The organism is Crossiella cryophila, from assembly GCF_014204915.1.
GTDB classification, from domain to species: Bacteria; Actinomycetota; Actinomycetes; order Mycobacteriales; family Pseudonocardiaceae; genus Crossiella; species Crossiella cryophila.
In genome coordinates this window covers 7,456,027-7,476,061 of record NZ_JACHMH010000001.1, presented here as the reverse complement: position 1 = coordinate 7,476,061, position 20,035 = coordinate 7,456,027, and the positions used below count along the sequence as shown (strand labels likewise).

The window sequence follows — 20,035 nt, the reverse complement described above, 5'->3', positions numbered from 1 at the left end:
CGTGGTCACCCTGCTACCGGCCTTCAACGCACCGGCCGATCGCCACCAGCCAGGGCTTCAGCATCCTGACCGCCCACCACGACCAACTGGAACTCCGCCTGCGCGGCACATCCTGCGGACCTTGCCTGCCTGGTTCGAGCACGACGGGGTGCACGGATCGGAGGGCTTACTGCCCTGGCACACCGACTTCCTGAACCCGCCGACGCGCGACCCTGGCCGCCGGTCCGGGCGCCCAGCGGCTGGCCGGAGACCAACGAGGACGCCATGCGCGAGCTGGCCACCGCCTGGCAGGGCGCGGGCGGCAAGTTCACCGACGCTCACCGGAACCGTGGTGCAGGCAGCCGCGGCCAACGAATCCGGCCTGCTGCTCATCGAGTTCGACGACGCCGTACTGCGGGTGGAACCGGATGAGAACTACGAGGCATGGTCCTTCGCCGGACCCGACGGGGACAAGGTGATCTGCCTGCCGGGCGGCGAATTGGCGGTGTGGGCCGCCCAGCCCGGGAGCTAGAGACCCCAGAATCGGGTCAGGTGGTGGGCGGCGCAGATGTTGACGTCCAGCAGGTACGCGCCCGCCGTGCCGCACTGGGCCGGGCCGCTGCCCGGGTCCGCGGGCTGGCCGTGGCCCATGCCGGTGATGGTGAACTGCTCCACGGCATCGCCGTAGACCCGGTGCGGGTAGCCCGCGACGGTGTCGGTGCGGTCCGGGATCTGGTCGGTGCCATTGACATTGGTCCACTGCTCCACCAGCTCGGTGGCGTTGCGCGCGGCCACGGTGAAGTCCGCACTGCCCTGCCAGATGGACACTTTCGGCCGGGGGCGGGTGTGCGGGCTGGCCGCGCGCACCCGGTCGCCCCACTGGGCCGGGGTGAGGTCGCGGCCGGGGTTCATGCAGCCGAAGGCGGTGAGCACCGAAGTGGCGCACTGGTAGGGGATCCCGGCGATGATGCCGCCACCGGCGAACACCTCGGGGTAGGTGGCGAGCAGCACCGCGGTCATCGCGCCACCCGCGGACAGGCCGGTGACGTAGGCGGTGCTGGAACCGTTGTCCTGCTTGGCCTTGTCGACCATCTGCTTGACCGACAGGGCTTCGCCCGCGTCGCGGCGGGTGTCGCCCGGCTCGAACCAGTTGAAGCACAGGTTGAGGTTGTTCGCCGAGCGTTGCTGCGGGAAGACCACGGTGAACCTGCCGCACTCGGCCAGTTGCGGCCAGCCGGTGTTCGCGTAGGCGGCGGCGGTCTGCGTGCAGCCGTGCAGTGCCACCACCACCGGACGTCCCGGCGGCAACCCGGCCGGCACGTAGCGGAACATCTGCAGGTTGCCGGGATTGCTGCCGAACCCGATGACCTCGGGCAGTGCCGCCGCGCTGGCCGGACGGGGCAGGGTGATCAGGAACAGTGCGACGGCGGCCAATGCCGTGAGCACCTGGGTGACGGGACGGCGATTCGGCATGGCACTCCTCCACATTGAGGCGTGCTGTGATGGTAGGGAGGGTGGGGCCGGGTTGTCGCTGGTGTGGCGCGACACTGTTCGCGGGTCGCGGATGTGGGCGCGGCACAGGGTGATCGCGCCGGAAGTGTGTGGTGGCCACATGGCGCGGTGGGCATCGGGTGCTTACCGTGGGTTCTCGCGTTGATGGAGGGTGGCCATGCGAAGGAACCTCGCCGTTGCGGTGCTGACGCTGGCACTGGCCGCGACCTCGCTCCCGATCGCGCAAGCGCGCACCGCCAGTTGCGCCGGACTGGTCGGCGTCACGATCCCGGCGCGGTTGATCGGCCTGCCCAGCTCGGGCGGCGAAGTCACCGCCGCGCAACTGATCCCGCCCGCCGGGCCGCTCGGCGAGTACTGCCGGGTCGAGGCCGCCATCCACCCGGTGGATCCCGCCGCCCCGGACATCCAGTTCCGGCTCGGCCTGCCAACCCGGTGGAACCACAAGGCGATGATGTTCGGCGGCGGCGGATACAACGGCACCATCCCCGACATCGCGGGCAACGTGCCGTTCGGACCCGCCGACCAGCCCGGCCCACTCGCTCGCGGCTACGCGACCTTCGCCGGCGACTCCGGCCACCAGGCCGCACCCGACTTCCAGCCGACCCGGTCCCTGGACGGTTCCTTCGGCCGCAACGACGAAGCCCTGCGCAACTTCGCCGGCGACGCACTCAAGAAGACCCGCGACGCGGCCGGATTCGTTATCGCCCAGCACTATTCCGGCGCGCGTCCGGTGCACAGCTACTTCGCCGGCGGCTCCACCGGCGGCCGCGAGGCCCTGGCCGTCGCCCAGCGCTGGCCCACCGACTTCGACGGCGTCATCTCCGCCTACCCGGCCTGGAACGCCGCCAGCCTGGACCTGTTCTTCGGTTACCAGGCCCAGGTGATGTCCCAACCGGGCGCGTTTCCCGGTCCGGCCAAGCAATCCCTGCTACACCGCGCGGTGCTCAACGCCTGCGACGGCGCGGACGGACTGCGTGACGGCGTGGTGTCGAACGAGGCGGGATGCGAGTTCGACCCACGTGTACTGCGCTGCCCCGACGGCGCTGATCACGGCGAATTCTGCTTGTCCGACAAGCAGATCCAGGCGGTGACCGCGATCTCCGAGCCATTGCGGTGGAACTACCGGATCGCCAGCGGCGAACGGGGTTATCCGGGATTCCCGTTCCTGTCCGGCGCGACCATGTCCACCGCGCTGCTCGGTCTGGGCAGGCAGGCCCCGGCCAACCCGATGCCCAAGACCAGCGGGTACGGCGTCCAGTTCTGGGACCAGTGGGTGCGGCACTTCATCACCAGGGACCCCGCGCACAACCCACTCGCCATCGATCCCCGCCGGCCCGGTCCGTGGCGGCAACGCATCAGCGAGCTGTCGGCCTTGCAGGACATCAACAATCCCGACCTGCGCCCGTTCGCCCGCGCCGGTGGCAAGCTGATCCTGGTGCACGGCACCGCGGACGAACTGGTCAGCCATCGGTCCACAGTGGACTATTTCACTCGCGTGCAGCGAACCATGGGCGAGCACAACGTACGCGGCTTCGCCCGGTTCTACCTGGTGCCGGGAGCCAACCACGCCAACGTCACCCTCGCCTTCGCCGCGGGCTGGGATTCGCTGACCGCCCTGGAGAACTGGGTGGAAGGCCACCGGCCGCCGCGGCATCCGGTGGTCAGCGACAAGAACCCCGCCGCCGCCGGTCGCACCCGCCCGCTGTGCGAATCCCCGTCCTGGCCCCGGTATCGCGGCGGCGACCCCAACGCCGCCCGCAGCTTCGAGTGCGCCCGGCCCGATCGCTAGACTGGGGGCACCTGGGGAGGTCGAGGCGTGTGATCAATGGTGACCGGGAACTGGCACAACGGGCACAGGAGCTGCTGGGCAGGCGGCACCCGGTCTTCGCCGTGGCCACCGTCCGGCCAGGCACGACCAGTGTGGCCTGCGTAGGCGCGGAGCTGACCGCCGACTTCGAGATCGGCTCGATCAGCAAGGGCGTCACCGGCCTGCTCTACGCCGACGCCCTGGACCGCGAGCAGATCGCCTCCGCCACCACCCTCGGTGACCTGCTGCCACTGGGCCAGGCCCCGGCCGCCGCGCTCACCCTGGCCGCGGTCAGCACGCACCACTCCGGCCTGCCCCGGCTGGCCGCCACCGGTTCCACGCTGCGCAAGTCGATCGCGCTGTGGCGACACGGCACCAACCCCTACGGCGAAACGCTCAACGAGCTGCTCGCCTGCCTCGACCGCGTCCAGCCCGGCAAACCCCGCTTCCGCTACTCCAACCTCGGCTACGAACTGCTCGGCCACGCCCTGGCCCGCGCGGCCAGGACCAGCTACCCCGACCTGCTCCGCCGCCGAGTCACCGAACCCCTTGGCCTGGAACGCTTCTACGTGCCCGCCACGCCGTATGAGATCCGCACCGGAGCCGTGGCGGGCCGCAGCAGGTCCGGACGGCCACGCGCGCCGTGGACCGGCGAGGCGGTCGGCCCCGCAGGCGGCATCCGGGCCTCGATCCAGGACATGGCGAAGCTGACCGCCGCACTGCTGGACGGTTCCGCGCCCGGGATGGCCGCGCTGGACCCGGTGACCGACCTGGCCGGTCCCCGGGTCCGCATCGGCGCCGCCTGGTTCACCCAGCTGCACCAGGACCGCGAGGTCACCTGGCACAACGGCGGCACCGGCGGCTTCCGCAGCTGGCTCGGCCTGGACCGAGCCGCGGCCACCGGCGTGGTGCTGCTGTCAGCGACCGCGGCCTCAGTAGACCGCGCCGGACTCTCCTTGCTGTCCAGGCTTTCCAGCTAGAAACCCCCCGGCGTGTTGGCCGTTGTCGTACACAGTGTTGGCCGAACTGGTACACCCATCCGGCCAACACACCGCCCGCAACGGCCAACACACCGTCCATAACGGCCAACACACCGTCCATAACGGCCAACACACCGTCCATAACGGCCAACACACCGTACGAGAACGGCCAACACGCTTGCTTAGGACTGGCCGAGCAGGGTCAGCAGCTGCTGGATCTGTGCGGTGCGGGACTGCACGATCCGGTCCGCCAGCTGCTTGGCCTGCGGGTTGCGCCCGTCCTTGAGTTCGGTGCGGGCCATCTCCACCGCGCCGTGCTGATGCCCGGTCAGCACGTTGACCGCGTCCCGGTCGAAGCTCGGACCGCCCTTGGCCAGTGCGTCGATCACGTCCTTGGAGGTCGCGGGCATGCCGCCGTGGTGGGCGTGCGCGTTCGGATCGCTGTCCGCCTCGGTCGGCTTGCCCCAGGCCCGCAGCCAGGCGGTCATGCTCTCCGCCTCGCTGACCTGGGTCGCCTCCACCGCCGCGGCCAGTTCCCGGATCTCCTTGCGGGTGGCCTTGGTCTTGGCCAGCCGCGCGATCTCCACCGCCTGCCCGTGGTGCGGGATCATCATCTGCAGGAACATCACGTCGGCGTCGTTGTGGTCCGCGCCCGCGGCAGTGGGTGCGGCGACCCGGTTCGACGACGACGGCGGTGCGGTCGGGCCGGGTCCGGGGCTCGCGCACCCGGCGAACACCAACGCGCCCAACAGGATCGGGACGAGCGTGGCACGGTTCACGATGACTGCCTCTCCTGGCGGGCCCGCGCCCCCGGCGGCTGGGGCGCGAGCCGGCGTGCCGTGATCAGACCTGTTGCCACAGGGCGGGGGTGTTGGGCGGTTCCCAGCCGGGCAGCGAGGTGTGCGCCAGCGTGCAGCGGTAGGTCGAGCCGTTGTAGGTGACCTGGCTGCCCACCTGGTAGGCGGTGTTGGCCGCCCAGGTCCCGCCGGGTGGCGGGGTCGTGGTCGTGGTGCGGGTGGTGGTGCTGGTGGTCGGACTGGTGGTGGGCGTGCCACCGCCGCCGATCTGCAGGTCGACACAGGCGTAGAAGGCCATGGGCGTGTCGCCGATGTTCCAGATCGCCAGCAGCTTCTGCCTGCCGGTCGCGCCACCCAGGTTCACCGTGTGCGAGACGGTCGGCGGTGGTTGCACGTTGCCGCCGTCGACCAGCGCGACCCGCTGGCCGTTGAGGTAGTACTCGTAGTCGCGGGTGCGGTGCCGGGCGGTGAAGGTCCAGGTGAAGGTCACCGAGTTGCCGACCGAGGTCGCCCGCCAGCCCTTGCCGTCATCGTCGAGGTCGGCGAAGGGCGCGTTGCCGCCACTGCAACTGCGCAGTCCCTTGGGGCCCTCCACGCTCTGCGGTTCGTACTTGATCGGCCCACAGGGCACGGTGCCCTGCGCGCACTGGGCCTGCCGACTGGGCGGGGAGGAGATGTAGCCGTGCGCGAAGGCCGAACTCGCGGGCAGGACCACGAGCAGGAACGGGGTGATGCCGATGGCGGCCGTGGCCATGGCGAGGAAACGTCTGAGCTTCATTGGATCAGCTCCCAGCGTCGCGGCCCGACCTACAGGGGTGATCAGGCCGCCGGTGCGCACAACGCCGTGTCCCGTCGCGCGCGGTCAACAGGTGCCTGCGCCGGTCGAACCGGCGCCGCGGAACGGGAACGCGGACACACACGCCACTCGCTCCGCTCTCGCGTCCGCGGCGACGGCCAGGGCCGATTACCGGGACACGGACGGCGGCGGCGGGTCCGTGCGTCACTCAGTGTGACGTGGTCTAGACCATAAATGACCTGCGGGTTCACGTCAAGGAACAGCCCGGTCAGCCCGCTGAACGCCGGCGCGCTCACCAGGGGATGGTCTGGTCCAGGGCATCCGGGCCGCGGAAAACACCGGTGGGACCGTCCGCGGGCAGGGTGGCGAGCCCGACCGGGACCACGGCGCCCTCGGCCGGACCGCGCTCGCCGCGGGGGAAGGTCGCGGCGGCGTTGCCGTCGGTCCGCACCAGGCCGGGGCTGGTCGCGTTGACCTTGATGCCGTCCGCGCGCAGGGCGTCGGCGTAGCCCAGGGTCAGCGCGTTGAGCGCGGCCTTGGAGGCGCTGTAGGCGAGCAGTTCCCTGGCGGAGAACGGACTCGCCGGGTCGCTGAGCAGGCCGAGCGAGCCGAGCCCGCTGGACATGTTCACGATCCGCGGATTCCCGGACCGCCGCAGCAGCGGCACACAGGCCGAGGTCAGCGCGACCACGCCGAACACGTTGACCTCGAACACCTCGCGAACCTGCGCCGCCGTGACCTCCTCGGCCCGGACACCCCACTCGACCACGATCCCCGCGTTGTTGACCAGCACATCCAGCCGCCCCACCCGGCTTTCGATTAGGCCAACGGCCGCCCGAACCGAGTCCCCGTCGGTCACATCGAGCCGCACGAACCGGATGTCCCCGCCGGATTCCCCCGGCGACGCCAGCAATTCCGCCACCGCCGCCTGCCCCCGTTCCACATCCCGGGCACCGAGGAAGACGGTGTACCCCTGGAGGGCGAGCTGCCGGACGATCTCCCGACCGATGCCCTTGTTGGCACCGGTCACCAGCGCTACGTCATTCGCCTGCATGCCGTCCACTCCACCGGCCCAGCCGCCACAAGCCCAAGACCAATCCGGTCGCACGCCATACCCTGGCGGTATGCCCGACCCGGAAATCCGCGAACTGCGCTACTTCCGCGCCGTCGCCGAGGACCTCAACATCACCCGTGCGGCGGAACGCCTCGGCATCGCCCAACCCCCGCTGTCCCGGGCCATGCGCCAACTCGAACACCGCCTCGGCCTGGCCCTGTTCGACCGCACCGGCCCCCGCCTGACCCTGACCGAGGCCGGCGAGGTCCTGCTCAAGGAAGCCGCCCTGGTGCTCGGTGCGCTGGAGGCAGCGGTCCGCCGAACCCGCCGCGCGGCCCAGTCCGGCCGAGGTCTCGTGGTCACCGCCTACCCGGGCGTCGCCACCGAGTTGTTGCACCGGCTCAAGACCCGGTTCGCCGCCGACCCGACCGCCCCGCAGATCGAAGTCCTGCTCAGCGAGTTCGGCGCCCAGGCCGACCTGGTCCGAGATGGCAGCGCGGACATCGCCATCGCCTCCTGCGTCAACACCCACAGCCTGGACACCGAACCCCTGCACACCGAACCCCGCGTCGCCGCCCTCCCCGCATCGCACCGCCTGGCCCACCGACCCACCCTGACCACCGCCGACCTGGCCACCGAACCCGCACCCCGCTGGCGCGACCCGGCCACCATCGACCGCGATTACTGGCTGGGCAACCCGGACCGCCCGGCTGATGGCCCGGTGGTGCGGGACAGCGCGCAGTTGCTGGAGGTGGTCGCGCTGGGGGAGGCGGTGGCGTTGGTGCCTGGTTCGCTGGCGGCGCGGAATGTGCGGCCGGATGTGGTTTATCGGCCGGTGTTGGATGCGGCGCCTTATCGGACGTTGGTGCTTTGGCCTGGGGGGAGTCGGTCGCCGTGGGTTGCTCGGTTTGTGCGGATGGCGCTGGAGTTGGCGGGGGAGTGGGAGGTCTGAGCATGGGGGCGGGTTGTTGGCAAGTGATGCTTTGGGGGCGTCTACCGAACGGTCGGTAGACAGGTAGAACCGCTCAAGCACCCGGCCCGGCTCGCGAACGCCGGTCGAGGGCGGGTGACCCGTGCGGTCAGCGGTTGGCTGGCGTTCCGGCTGCCCGGCGGCTGAATCGTCCACTACTGATCTTCGGTACCCTCCGATGTCATGAGGTCACCGAATGTCACCTGAGCCCCAGCCCGACCAGCTCACCACCACCCTGGCCAACCACACCATCCCCTTGCACAGCACCGACCCCGGCCAAGCCCTCGACGATCTGACCCCCCTCGTCACCGCCCTCGACGGCGTCCGGGTCGTCGGGCTCGGCGAGGCCACCCACGGCACCCGCGAGTTCTTCACCCTCAAACACCGCCTGGTCGAATTCCTGGTGACCCAGCTGGGATTCACCGTGTTCGCCATCGAGGCGGGCTGGTCCTCCTGCCGCGCCGTGGACGACTACGTGGTGCACGGCACCGGTTCCGCCGCCGAGGTCCTGGCCAAGCTCGGCTACTGGACCTGGGACACCGAGGAGGTCCTGGCGCTGATCGAATGGCTGCGGGCGCACAACGCGGACCTGCCCCTCGACCAGCGCGTGCGTTTCCGTGGCGTGGACCCGGTGCTGGAACGTGCGGGCACCGAGGCGATCGCCGGGTATCTGGACACAGTGGACAGTGACCGGGCCATCGCGTTCCGGCAGGCGGTCAAGGCGTTGCGGGTGGAGTTCACCAAGCTCAGCGTGGGGCGGATCATCAGCGAGACCTTCCGGCAGCTGTGGCGGAAGATCCCCGGGGTGCGGCCGGGGGCCGCCCAGTCCGAGGTGCTCGCGGCGCGGGCGGTGGTGGCGGAGACGGTGGCTTGGCTGGCCGCGCATCCTGCCGACGATGACGGGTGGCGGGAGGCGGAATGGCATGGCTGGGCGGTGGATCGGGCCGCGGAGATCCGGACCTTGCCGACGCTGGGACAGGCCGGGGGGCACCTGCGGGATCGGACCATGGCCGAGGCGTTGCGGCGGATTCTGGCCGAGCCCGATGCTCGGGCGATGGTGTGGGCGCACAACGGGCATCTGGCCGCGGCCACCCGGTCCAGCAAGGAGGCCGCGCTCGGTGCTGAGCTGCGGGATTGGCTGGGGGATGGTTACTACGCGCTCGCGTTGGTGACCAATGAGGGTGGGTTCCAGGCCATGAAGCTGGGGACCAGTGAGTTGGCCGAGTTCGAGCTGGATCCGGCCGAGGCCGGCACCCTGGAATGGCAGCTCGCGCAGGCTGGGGGTGATCATTTGGTGGATCTGCGGGGCGCGGGGGCCGATCCGGTGGTGCGGGAGTGGCTGGACGGGAAGCAGCGGATGCGGGCCTATGGGTCGGTGATCGGGTTCTGGCCCGCGTTGAAGAAGGAGACCGTGGCCGTGCGGCTGGGTGCGGAGTTCGACGGCATCGCCTACCTGGCCCGCACCACCCGCGCGCGGCCGCGTACCGGCCAGGCCGGCCGGAAATCGGGTGCGGACAGTCGGTCCGGTGGTGTCTGATCGGGGGATGGCGATCGTGCTGGGCAGGCCGGACCTCGACGGGCTGAGCGAGGCCGTGCACGCGTTGCGGGACTGGCAGTACGAGGGCGCGCCGATGCAACTGCACCCCGGCGACCTGGGCTGGTACTGGCGGCTCGGCGCCGAGGCCACGGCCGCGGCGGTGCGGACCTGGCGCCGGGACGGGCACCTGCTCGCCGTCGGACTGTTGGACGGGCCCGAGTTGCTGCGGCTGACCATCGCGCCGACGGCGCAACGGGACGCGGAGCTGGCGCGACAACTCGTCGCCGACCTGACCGACCCGGCGCGCGGTGTGCTGCCAGCGGGCAAGGTCTGCCTCGAAGCACCCACCGCCCCACTGGTCCACGACCTGCTCTCCGCCGGCGGCTGGCAGGCCGACGAGCCGTGGACGCCGTTGCACCGCGACCTCGCCGAGCCGGTGCCGGAGCCGCGGCCGGGCCTGCGGATCGAGGTGATCGGGCCGGAGCGGGCGCACATCCAGGCCGCCGTGCTCCGGTCCGCCTTCGACAGCGCCAGGTTCACCGAGGAGCGCTGGCACGGGATGGCGTCCGGACTGCCCTACGCCGACGCGCGGTGCCTGGTCGCCTGGGACGACCAGGACACCGCGGTGGCGGCGGTGACGGTGTGGGCGGCGGGGCCGGGCAGGCCGGGGGTGCTGGAGCCGATGGGGGTGCACCGGGACCATCGCGGTCGCGGTCACGGCACCGCTATCAGTCTCGCCGCGGCGAGCGCACTGCGTGGACTGGGCTCCAGCAGCGCGATCGTGTGCACCCCGACCGCCAACGCCGGCGCGGTCGCCACCTACACCTCGGCCGGTTTCCGGCCCCTGCCCGAACGTCTGGACCTGTGCCGGGACGCCTAGCGGCTCAGCCGGCGCGCTGGGTCAGGCCGGGACATCGGTGGAACTCGGCCTCCAGGGTCGGGTCCTCCAGCTCGGCCAGGGTGCGCGCGTACTCCTTGACCAGGTCGTGCAGCAGGTACCGGCCGGGCGCGGACTCGGTGAGCAAATGGTTGTCGTACAGCAGTTCCAGCCCGTGCCGGGTCTCCGCCGGGCTCAATCCGGCCAGCACCGAGGTGGTCGGCAGGTCCACCTCGACGCCCGCGGACAGGCCAAGGCAGCGGAACAACCGCCGCGCCTCGGCCGGCAGGCCGCGGTAGGACCGGTCGAAGGCGGCGGTGAGCGTGACGTTCTCCGCGTGCAGCTCGCTGAGCCGGGTCCGCGCCGAGGACAGCAGATCGGCCAGGTAGCGGTCGGTCCAGCGCGGGTGGTGGCGCACCCGCCCGGCCAGCAGGGTGATCGCCAGCGGCAGCCCGCCGCACAACGACACCAGCTGCCGGGTCGCGGCCGGATCGGCCGGTTGCTCGCGCGGACCTGTCAGCTGTTGGAACAGCCGGGCGGCCTGTTCCAGCGGCAGCGGGTTCAGCTCCAGCGACCGCACCCCTTCCAGCGCGCTCAGCCGCCGCCTGCTGGTGATCAGCACCCGGCAGCGGCCAGGGCCCGGCAACAGCGGCCGGACCTGCTCGTGCCCGGCCGCGTCATCCAGCACCAGCAGCATTCGCTTGTCCCGCAACGACTCCCGCCACAGCGCGGACCGCCCGTGCTCGGTGTCCGGCATGGCCGCGGCGGGCAACCCGGCCGCCTCCAGCAGGCCACCCAGCGCGGCGTGCGCGGACAGCGGTTCCTGACCGGCGGCGAAAGCGTTGAGCCGCAGGAAGATCGTGCCGTCCGGGTAGTCGGGCGCGAGCAGCCGGGCGGCGCGCACGGCCAGGGTGGTCTTGCCGATGCCGGGCATCCCGTCCAGCACGTGGATCTCCGCCTCGGCCGCGGAACCGGTGAGCCGCCGCAGTTCGGCGTCCCGGCCGGTGCAGGAGAGCGGATCGGCAGGCAGCTGCTCCACCGCCACCGCCGGGGTGATCACCACCGGCGGGCAGGCCCGGCGCGGTGGCGCGGACAGTTCCGGATCGCGGGTCAGGATGCGCTGGTGCAGGCCGCGCAACGCGGGGCCGGGATCGATGCCGAGCTGGTCGGCCAGTGCGGTGCGGGCCTCCTGGAACACGCCCAGCGCCTCGGCCTGCCTGCCCGAGCGGTACAGCGCGAGCATCAGCAACTCCCGCAACCGTTCCCGCAGCGGGTTGCGGGTCACCAGCGCGGTCAGCTCGGCCACCACCGAGCGGTGCTCACCGCGGTCCAGTGACAGCGCCGCGGACAGTTCCTGGGCGAGCAGGCGGGACTCCCGTAATCGCAGCCGGTGTGCGTGCAGGTATGGGCTGTCCAGGCCGCTGAACGGCTCACCGCGCCAGCGGCCCAGCGCCGAGCTGACCGACTCGGTGGCCGCGGCCAGCCGTCCGGCCCGCTGGTGTTCCTGGGCGGCGTCGAGTTCCTGCTCGAAGACCAGCGCGTCCAGCTGGTCTGGCGCGCCGCGCAGCAGGTAGCCAGCGTCGGTGCGCAGCACCACCGCGTCCCGGTCGTGCGTGGCGCCGGCGGGCCGCAGTGCGCGGCGCAACCGGCTGATGTTGGTCTGCACCGTGTTGCGCGCGCCCTGTGGCGGCGAATCCGCCCACACCGCCTCCACCAGTGCCTCAACGGGCACCGGCTGGTTCATCCGGGTGAGCAGGACCGCGAGCACCGCCTGTTGCCGGGACCAGCCCAGCTCGATGTCCACCGGACCGCGGCGTGCGGCCAGCGCACCGAGTACCTCGCAGTAAAGCCTGTTGTCGCGTTCGGGCACGTCAAACCCCCAATTAGCACAGGATGAGGACACCCTAGCGTGCGGGTACTGGGGAAGGCACTACTCACAGTAAGACGTGGTCAGCGGGTCACCGCAATCCTGTGACAGCGCTGTGTACGCGGCCCCGCCTAGGGTCCGAAGTGAGCGCGAGACATTCGCGCCAGGAATGTCATCCGGTCGACTGACCGGAGAACTGATGGAAAGGTGAAGTATCCAATGGATGCCTTTGATCTGGATGCCAGGGTCAGCACTCCGGCCGCGGCCAATGGCCAGGCCCAGCCGCTGTCGATTACCAGTGTGATCACCCGACTGGCCTGCACCCGGACCCCGCTCTGCTCGAGGTTCACCTGCCAGTGCACCCAGGGCGCCTGCACCGCCGGTTGTCCGAAGCGCTAAATAAGCGCAGCTCAACGGGCTGAAGGCGGGTGCTGCCGGGTGTCGACGACCCGGCAGCACCCGCCGCTCAACCTACCGCATCCTGCCCGTGCGCCGGGCGGTTGGAAAGCCGACGAACAGGGGTTGTTGTGCGCGCAGAATCGGAGCGGGGTTCCGCTCCCAACCTGGTATTGGTGGCCGATGATTCCGTCGCCGCCTGGCATGGAGTTGTTCCGGGCGCGCTTGCGGCCAAAGCCCGGGAAGTCGCCTGCGAGGTTGCGCGGAGAACAGCGGATTCCGCCACGGTCATCGATCATGTAATGCGATTCACCGAGCAGACGAAGCATCCGATGGAATGGTACTTCCCCAGCTTCGGGTATGGGCACGCCGGAATCGCATTACTCCATGTGCACGCTTCGGCGGCCGCCCCCAATGAGGTAGAGAGCGCGCGCTCGCTCAGCGCCGGTTTCGCCTTCATCCGGGAGGCGGTGGCCGGCACCCAGGCCCAGCCGCTGCTCGCGCCGGGGGTGTTCTCGGGCACTGGCGGCCTCGCGCTGTGCGTGGCGGGCTGTGTTGAGGCCGAGCCGCGGTTCGGGCCCAGCCTTGGCAGGCTGCACGACCAGTTCGCCGCCCAGATCGCCGACCTGGACCTGCCCATGGTCGAGCGCGCGGTCAGCGACTCCGACTACGACATGATCAGCGGCGCGGCCGGCACGCTGGCCTACCTGTGCTCGATCGCCGAACCCGACCAGGCCCTGCACGCCGCCGCGGACAAGCTGCTGGACTACCTGATCTGGCTCAGCGCCCCGCCCCGCGACCTCACCCTGACCCGCCGCTGGCTGATCGCCCCCGAACTCTGCGCGCCACTGGGCCGCGACCCGCGGGACTTCCCCGGCGGCTACCTCAACCTCGGCATGGCGCACGGTGTGCCCGGCGCGGTCGCCGCACTGGCCGTGGCCTGGCAGCGCGGACTGCGCAGGCCAGGTCAGGAGGAGGCCATCCGGCGGATGACCGACTGGCTGCTGGCGGTGCGCCGCGCCGATCCGCACGGACCGGTGTGGGCCACCGAGATCCCGGTCGCCGCCACCGGCGAGGAGGTCCGGCCGAGCAACCCGCACGACCAGATCGCCTGGTGCTACGGCACCGCCGGCGTGGCCGTGTCCCTGCTCGCGGTGGCCGACGCCCTGGGCGATGACCAGCTGCGCACCGCCGCGATGGAGGCATTCGAGGGCGTGCTGCGGCGCAGCGAGGCCGAACCGGTGCTCTCGCCGACCTTCTGCCACGGCGTGGCCGGGCTGCTGGCCATCTGCCAGGAGTTCGCCGCCGCGGGCAGCGCACTGGCCCGCGAGCACACGGCACGCCTGCTGACCGAACTGCTCGGGTTCGCCGATCCGGCCAACCCGCTGGTCTTCCGGGACGAGGAGGAGCCGGGTGTGTTCGTGGACAGCCCCGCGCTGCTCACCGGCTCGACCGGGGTGGCGCTGACCCTGCTGGCCGCGGTCAGCCCGGTCCGGCCGTCCTGGCTGACCGCCTTCCTGGTCCGGTGAGCATGGCCGGGCCACGCTACGAACCAGCCGACTTCTTCCTGCTGCGCGCCCCCGCGCTGCCCGCCGGGGTGTTCCAGGACCTGCTCGCCACCAGCACCGAGGACCCGGAACAGGCCCGAGCCGAAGTCCGGCAACGCCTGCACGCCCTGGCCGCCCAGCCCGCGGTGCGCCGGGCGCTGACGATCGCCAGCGGCGATCTGGTGGACGCGCTCGACCGGGCGGGGGAGTCCGCCCCGGCTGGCAAACGCGCCCGGCGGCTGCACTCCCGGCTGCTGCGCTACCTGATCCGGATGACCACCCGGCCCACCCCCTTCGGCGCGTTCTCCGGCGTGGCCGTCGGCGAGTTCGGCCCGGAAACCACCGCCTGCCTTGGCGAGTCGGCTTTGCGGGACAACCGGATCCGCGCCGACATGGCCTGGCTGCTCACCCTGATCAAACAACTGGAGTCCGACGAGCAGCTGCGCCCGCACCTGCGGGTGGTGCTCAACTCCAGCGTGCACCGCAGCGGCGACCGGCTCGTGCTGCCCTATGCCGACATCTACGGCCACAACGACAACCGCGCGGTCCGGGTCCGGGCCACCACCGCGGCGCTGGCGGTGACCAGACTGGCCGCCACCCCGATCCCGCTGGCCCAGCTGCTCGCCGGACTGGCCGAGGAGTTCCCCGGCGTCGACCCGGCCAGGGTGAGCGGCCTGGTCGAGGAGCTGCGCACGCTCAACTTCCTCACCAGCGACCTGCGCCCGCCGCTGACCGTGGCCCAGCCCGAAGCCCAGCTGGCCAAACAACTCGCCGGGATCGAGGCCGCCGGTGAGGCCGCCGAGGCGCTGCGCGAGGTGATCAACCTCGCCCACCGCGCCGCCACCGAACCCGACCCGGCCGCGCTGGCCGAACTGACCGCCGCCCAGCGCGCGCTCACCCCCGAGCACACCGGCCCGACCTACCAGCTCGACGCCACCCTGGACCTGCCGCGGACCCGCCTCTCCGGCGCGGTCGGCGAGGCGGTGGCCGAGGCGGTGGACTGCCTGATGCGGCTGTCCGCCGCGCTGCCGGGGCACAACCACCACCTGGCCCAGTACCGGGACGCCTTCACCGAGCGGTACGGGCTGCTCGCGCTGGTGCCGGTGCTGGAACTGCTCAGCCCCGAACACGGCCTGGACGCGCCGCCGACCTACACCGAGCCGCCGCGTGGATATCCGTTGCCGCACAACGTCCAGGAGCCCTGGCAACAGGACTTCGACAAGGTGCTCACCGAGTTCGCCGTGCAGGCCTGGTGCGCCGGTGACCACGAGATCGAGCTGACCGACGAGTGGCTCAACCGCTTCGCCCCACCGGAGGACGCCCCGCCGCTGGCGCTGTACCCGGCCCTGGACGTCTTCGCACAGATCTCTACCGACCGGTCGGTAGACAGCGGTGAGTGGCGGGCGGTGCTGCGGCAGGAGGGTCTGGCCTTCGGCGGCCGCACCTCCGGCCGGTTCTTCGACCTGCTCGGCGAGGACGCGGTGGACCGGCTGCGCGGCTACGCCCGGCGCGAGGAGGAACTCAGCCCCGAGGTCGTCTACGCCGAACTGTGCTACCTGCCCAACCACGGCCGCGCGGCCAACGTGGCCCTGCGTCCGCTGCTGCGCGGGTACGAGGTGCCGGTGAACACCACGCCCTCGGTGCCGCCGGAGCGGGTGATCGACCTGGCCGACCTGTGCGTCGGCGCCAACGAGGACCGGTTCTTCCTGTGGTCCAGGCGATTGGGCAAGCAGGTCGTGGTCTCCCAGAACCACATGCTCAGCCCGCACGTGGCGCCCAACGTGGCCCGGTTCGTGCTGGAGGTCTCCAACGACGGCTACGCCATGCCCTGCGGATTCCGCTGGGGCCCACTGGAAACCATGCCCTTCCTGCCCAGGGTCACTCGCGGCAAGGTCGTGCTCCGGCCCGCCCAGTGGAACCTGACCTCCCTGCCGGGCAAGGACTTCCCGGCCGAAGTACGGGCCTGGCGGGAGCGCTGGCGGGTGCCGCGGCACGTGTACCTGGTGGAGGCGGACAACCGGCTGCTGCTCGACCTGGACCACCCGATGTGCCTGGACGAGCTGGCCACCGAGCTGAACCGCGGTCCGGAACCGGTGACCGTGCACGAGATGCTGCCCGCCTTCGACCAGCAGTGGCTGCGCGATGCCGAGGGCGCGGCCTACCTGGAGGAGATCGTCGTCCCGTTGATCGCCAGGAACAGCGCGGACACCGCGCGCAGCGAGGTCACCCTGACCGCACCCACCGCGGCCGCCCCCGAGATCATCCGGCAGCACCTGCCCGGCGGGCAGTGGACCTTCCTCAAGCTGTACGCGGGCATCACCCAGCAGGACGAGGTCATCGCCACCCGGCTGCGCGAACTGGTCGCGATGCTGCGTGAGCAGGGGCTGATCGACCGCTGGTTCTACATCCGCTACATGGACCCGCGCCCGCACCTGCGACTGCGCTTCCGTGCGGCCGATCCCGAAGTGGCGCCGCAACTCCTCTGGTACCTGACTGTCTGGAGTGGACAGCTGGCCGAGGAGGGCCTGGCCTTCGACACCGCCATCGCCGGCTACACCCCGGAGATCGAACGCTACGGCGGCCCGCCCGTCTTCGACACCGTCGAACCGCTCTTCGCCGCCAACAGCGATGTCACCGCCGATCTGGTCACCTTGCTGCACAACGACAAGGACGGCATCCGGCCGGAGTTCGCCGCCATCGCCGCGGTGGACACCCTGTACCGGCAATGGGGTCTGACCCCGCGGGAACGGATGGAACTGCTGCCCAACAGCGGTGGCGCGGACGCCGAGGCGGCCCGCACCGAGTTCCAGCAACAGCGGGCCTACCTCACCGAACTGCTCGTGCCCTGGGACTACCGCCCGCACGAACAGGGCCGCGCGCACCACGAGATGATCAACGAGATCCTGGCCCCGCAACAGGAAGCGGTCGCCGCCGCCGCGCACGCGGTGCGCGAGGCCGCGGCCGTGGGCGTGCTGTGGGGCGCCGAGTCCAGCGTGCTGGGCAGCCTGGCGCACATGCAGATCAACCGGCTGCTGCCGATCGACCTGCGCCGGGAATCGCACCTCTACGCCGTGTGGCGGCAGGCTTTGCGCGCCATCGGCGGCCGACCCGCACCGGAGGCCAAGGCATGAACTCCAAGAACCACTGGCTGCGGATCGCCAAGATGCTGTGGGACCTCAGTCCCTTGCGGGTGCTGGCGCTGATCGTGGTCACCGTCGCGGTGTCGGTGGTGCCCGCGGTGCAGTTGCAACTCACCGCCAGCGCGGTGCAGACCGTGGCCGACGCGATCACCGCCGGCGGTGTGGGCGAGCACGGCTCGGCGGTGCTCGCGGTGGGCCTGCTGATCCTGGCCGTGTCCGTGTTCGCGCACCTGCTCGGGGTGTGGCACGGCTATCTGGACTCGGTGCTGCGCCTGCACCTGTCCACCGCGGTCGGCGAGGAGGTGATGCGCAAGGGCACCAGGATGGACCTGCAGGACTACGAGAGTGCTGATTCCTACGACAAGTTGCAGCGGGCCTTCCAGGAGAGCAGCGGATCACGCATCCACCAGCTCTTCACCGACACCCTCGGCTTCGCCCGCGAACTGATCACCATCCTGTCCGTGTCCGCGGTGCTGTTTTCCTGGAACTTCTGGGTCGCGGTGCTCATCCTGCTCTCGCCGATCCCGTCCGCGATCGCGCAGATGTGGTACGGCAAGAAGATGTACGAGATCGAGTACGGCCGGGCCGCCGACCGTCGCCGACTCTTCTACCTGCAGTACCTGACCACCACGGACCACTCCTTCAAGGAGGTCCGGCTCTTCCAGCTCGGCGAGCACCTCATCGGCGCCTACCGGGACCAGGTGCGCCGTTTCCTCAAGGTGGACCGCGACCTGACCCGCCGCCAGTCGGTGTCCCTCGGCGTGTTCGGACTGCTCAGCGTGCTGATCTCGGCCGGTGCCCTGGTGTTCGCGATGCTGTCCACAATGGAGACTGGTCGACTCGGCGAGCTGGCCGGGTACCTCCAGGCGATCGGGATCGTGCAGGCATCCGGGCACAGCCTGCTGGTGGGCGTGGCAAACCTGTTCGAGAACAAGCTGTTCGTGAGCAACCTGTTCGAGCTGTTCGACCTGCCCGAGCGGCAGATCCGCGGCGGCAACCGTGCCTTCCCGGCGAAACTGCGCCAGGGCATCGAGTTCCGGGACGTCAGCTTCACCTACCCCGGCACCGAGGACCAGGTCCTGGACCGGGTCAGCTTCACCCTGCCTGCCGGGAACTGCGTGGCCCTGGTCGGCCAGAACGGCGCGGGCAAGACCACCCTGGTCAAACTGCTCACCCGGCTCTACGAACCCACCGGCGGCCAGATCCTCCTGGAGGGCGTGCCGATCGAGGAATATGACCTGGAGGAGTTGCGCCGCAACCTGGGGGTCATCTTCCAGGACTACATCAAGTACGAACTCCCGGTGCGGGACAACATCGGCTTCGGCCAGATCGAACACCGCGCCGACACCGCACGCGTCCGCCGGGCCGCCGAGGCCAGTGGTGCGGACTCCATTGTGGACACGCTGCCGGACGGCTACGACGCCATGCTGGGCCGCCACTTCGAGAACGGCCACCAGCTCTCCGGCGGCCAGTGGCAGAAGGTCGCCCTGGCTCGGGCGTTCATGCGGGCCGCGCCGATCGTGGTGCTGGACGAACCCACCGCCTCCATCGACGCCGAAGCGGAAACCGAGATCTTCCAACGCTTCCGCAGCATCGCGGACAGCTCCACCAGCCTGCTGGTGGCGCACCGGTTCTCCACCGTCCGGATCGCCGACAAGATCATCGTCATCGAGGGCGGCAAACTGGTCGAACAGGGCACGCACGCCGAACTGATGCGCCTCGGCGGCCACTACGCCTACCTGTTCAACCTGCAGGCCGCCGGATACCAGCCGGAGCACACGTGAAAACCTCGATCTTCGTCCCGGTGATGCCAGCCAGTCCGGCCGACCTCACCCCGTTCGCCCAACTCGTCCACGACACCGCCGCGCACCGGCTGTGGCAGGGCCAGTCCCTCGGCCTGGAAACCCACCAGGGCTTCGCCTACCTGGCCGGCGCGGGCCTGGCCACACCGGTGGGCACCAGCGTCACCCTGACCGCCCTGCGCCACCCCTACGAGGCCGCCCTGCACGCCCGCTCCCTGGCCGCGCTCACCGGCCACAGCCCCGTACTGGGCATCGGCGCGGGCACCCCGGAACTCGTGGAGTCCTTACACGGCAAGCCTTATCCCAGCCCGCTCACCGCCATCGCCGACTACCTCACCATCCTGCGCGGCCTGCTCGCCGGTGAGGTGGTCAACCACCAGGGCGGCGAGTACCGCATGCACGGCGCCCTGCCCCCGCTCGAACACCCGCCGGTCGAACTCGGCCTCGGCGTGCTGCGGCCGGCCGCCGCCCGGCTGGCCGGGGAACTCGCCGACGCCGCGATCACCTGGATGACCCCGCCGGACTACATCCGCACCGTGCTGCGCCCGGAACTCGAGGCCGGCGCGGCCAAAGCCGGGCGCCCCACGCCGAGGATCGTCGCGGTGGTGCACGTCGCGGTCCGCCGCTACGGCCGCGATCCGCACCTGGTCGCCCTGAACGCGACCCGCGAACACCTCTCCGCCCCGCACTACATCGACATGCTCCGCCGGGCCGGGCTGCGCGTGCACCCCGCCCAGCCCGGCCTCAGCGCCCGCGCCCTGGTCGAGGCGGACGTGGTGCTCACCGGCTCGGCCCCGGAGATCGCCACCGGCCTGCGCCGCTATCGGGAGGCCGGGGTCGACGAGGTCGTGCTCAACACCGCCGGGGTCCGGATGACCGAGGACCGCGACGCCGCCCTGCGCGACCTCACCGACATCCTGGCCAGGGTGACCATGCCGGAATCTCGCCAGCCAACCCCCGCCGGACATCCCTAG

Annotated in this window: 16 protein-coding genes and 1 pseudogene; 12 read left to right on the top strand and 5 right to left on the bottom strand. The window is 71.0% G+C overall.

Annotated features, from left to right (window positions below; genetic code table 11):
- Window positions 1-129 precede the first annotated feature (129 nt).
- Window positions 130-411, top strand: a complete 282-nt coding sequence (locus HNR67_RS46865) for a WXG100-like domain-containing protein (RefSeq protein WP_456064366.1) — start codon at window positions 130-132, stop codon at window positions 409-411.
- Window positions 320-511, top strand: a pseudogene (locus HNR67_RS46860) (DUF6188 family protein); the annotation flags it as partial. The gene HNR67_RS46865 and the pseudogene HNR67_RS46860, both read left to right, overlap by 92 nt.
- Here HNR67_RS46860 and HNR67_RS32020 read toward each other — a convergent pair.
- Window positions 508-1,452 (bottom strand): extracellular catalytic domain type 1 short-chain-length polyhydroxyalkanoate depolymerase, encoded by a 945-nt coding sequence (locus tag HNR67_RS32020; RefSeq protein WP_221490131.1) that lies wholly within the window; start codon window positions 1,450-1,452, stop codon window positions 508-510. The pseudogene HNR67_RS46860 and the gene HNR67_RS32020 overlap by 4 nt on opposite strands.
- 196 nt (window positions 1,453-1,648) lie before the next feature.
- Here HNR67_RS32020 and HNR67_RS32015 point away from each other — a divergent pair, with 196 nt between their 5' ends.
- Together HNR67_RS32015 and HNR67_RS32010 are read left to right on the top strand one after the other, a co-directional pair.
- The gene (locus HNR67_RS32015) at window positions 1,649-3,280 is read left to right on the top strand and encodes a tannase/feruloyl esterase family alpha/beta hydrolase (RefSeq protein WP_185005887.1); all 1,632 of its coding nucleotides are present in this window, start codon (window positions 1,649-1,651) and stop codon (window positions 3,278-3,280) included.
- Between the two features lie 29 nt (window positions 3,281-3,309).
- A complete protein-coding gene (locus HNR67_RS32010) occupies window positions 3,310-4,278 on the top strand; it encodes a serine hydrolase domain-containing protein (protein WP_312988469.1) in 969 nt (322 codons plus the stop codon).
- Window positions 4,279-4,460: 182 nt separating this feature from the next.
- Here the strand turns inward: HNR67_RS32010 and HNR67_RS32005 are convergent, their stop codons facing one another.
- From HNR67_RS32005 to HNR67_RS31995, 3 genes are all read right to left on the bottom strand, one after another.
- Entirely contained in the window at window positions 4,461-5,057 is a 597-nt protein-coding gene (locus HNR67_RS32005; protein ID WP_185005886.1) for a DUF305 domain-containing protein, read from the bottom strand.
- Between the two features lie 64 nt (window positions 5,058-5,121).
- On the bottom strand, window positions 5,122-5,853 hold the full coding sequence (locus HNR67_RS32000; protein WP_185005885.1) for a lytic polysaccharide monooxygenase: 732 nt from the start codon (window positions 5,851-5,853) through the stop codon (window positions 5,122-5,124).
- A 310-nt stretch (window positions 5,854-6,163) separates the two neighbouring features.
- Entirely contained in the window at window positions 6,164-6,925 is a 762-nt protein-coding gene (locus HNR67_RS31995; RefSeq protein ID WP_185005884.1) for an SDR family NAD(P)-dependent oxidoreductase, read from the bottom strand.
- Between the two features lie 70 nt (window positions 6,926-6,995).
- Here HNR67_RS31995 and HNR67_RS31990 point away from each other — a divergent pair, with 70 nt between their 5' ends.
- The 3 genes from HNR67_RS31990 (at window position 6,996) to HNR67_RS31980 (ending at window position 10,312) form a co-directional block, all read left to right on the top strand.
- Entirely contained in the window at window positions 6,996-7,877 is an 882-nt protein-coding gene (locus HNR67_RS31990; RefSeq protein ID WP_185005883.1) for a LysR family transcriptional regulator, read from the top strand.
- Window positions 7,878-8,091: 214 nt separating this feature from the next.
- Entirely contained in the window at window positions 8,092-9,432 is a 1,341-nt protein-coding gene (locus tag HNR67_RS31985; protein ID WP_185005882.1) for an erythromycin esterase family protein, read from the top strand.
- A 7-nt stretch (window positions 9,433-9,439) separates the two neighbouring features.
- Entirely contained in the window at window positions 9,440-10,312 is an 873-nt protein-coding gene (locus HNR67_RS31980; protein WP_185011345.1) for a GNAT family N-acetyltransferase, read from the top strand.
- Window positions 10,313-10,316: 4 nt separating this feature from the next.
- Here the strand turns inward: HNR67_RS31980 and HNR67_RS31975 are convergent, their stop codons facing one another.
- A complete protein-coding gene (locus tag HNR67_RS31975; protein ID WP_185005881.1) occupies window positions 10,317-12,179 on the bottom strand; it encodes an AfsR/SARP family transcriptional regulator in 1,863 nt (620 codons plus the stop codon).
- A gap of 216 nt (window positions 12,180-12,395) precedes the next feature.
- Between HNR67_RS31975 and HNR67_RS46785 the strand changes: the two genes are divergently transcribed.
- The 5 genes from HNR67_RS46785 (at window position 12,396) to HNR67_RS31955 (ending at window position 20,035) form a co-directional block, all read left to right on the top strand.
- The gene (locus tag HNR67_RS46785; RefSeq protein ID WP_221490130.1) at window positions 12,396-12,575 is read left to right on the top strand and encodes an FDLD family class I lanthipeptide; all 180 of its coding nucleotides are present in this window, start codon (window positions 12,396-12,398) and stop codon (window positions 12,573-12,575) included.
- A 299-nt stretch (window positions 12,576-12,874) separates the two neighbouring features.
- Window positions 12,875-14,101 (top strand): lanthionine synthetase C family protein, encoded by a 1,227-nt coding sequence (locus tag HNR67_RS31970; RefSeq protein ID WP_312988465.1) that lies wholly within the window; start codon window positions 12,875-12,877, stop codon window positions 14,099-14,101.
- Between the two features lie 2 nt (window positions 14,102-14,103).
- Window positions 14,104-17,250, top strand: coding sequence for a lantibiotic dehydratase (locus HNR67_RS31965; RefSeq protein WP_185005879.1), 3,147 nt, complete (start codon window positions 14,104-14,106; stop codon window positions 17,248-17,250).
- The gene (locus HNR67_RS31960) at window positions 17,247-19,043 is read left to right on the top strand and encodes an ABC transporter ATP-binding protein (RefSeq protein WP_185005878.1); all 1,797 of its coding nucleotides are present in this window, start codon (window positions 17,247-17,249) and stop codon (window positions 19,041-19,043) included. Before HNR67_RS31965 ends, HNR67_RS31960 begins: the two co-directional genes overlap by 4 nt.
- Entirely contained in the window at window positions 19,040-20,035 is a 996-nt protein-coding gene (locus tag HNR67_RS31955) for an LLM class flavin-dependent oxidoreductase (RefSeq protein ID WP_221490129.1), read from the top strand. The genes HNR67_RS31960 and HNR67_RS31955 overlap by 4 nt, the downstream gene beginning before the upstream one ends.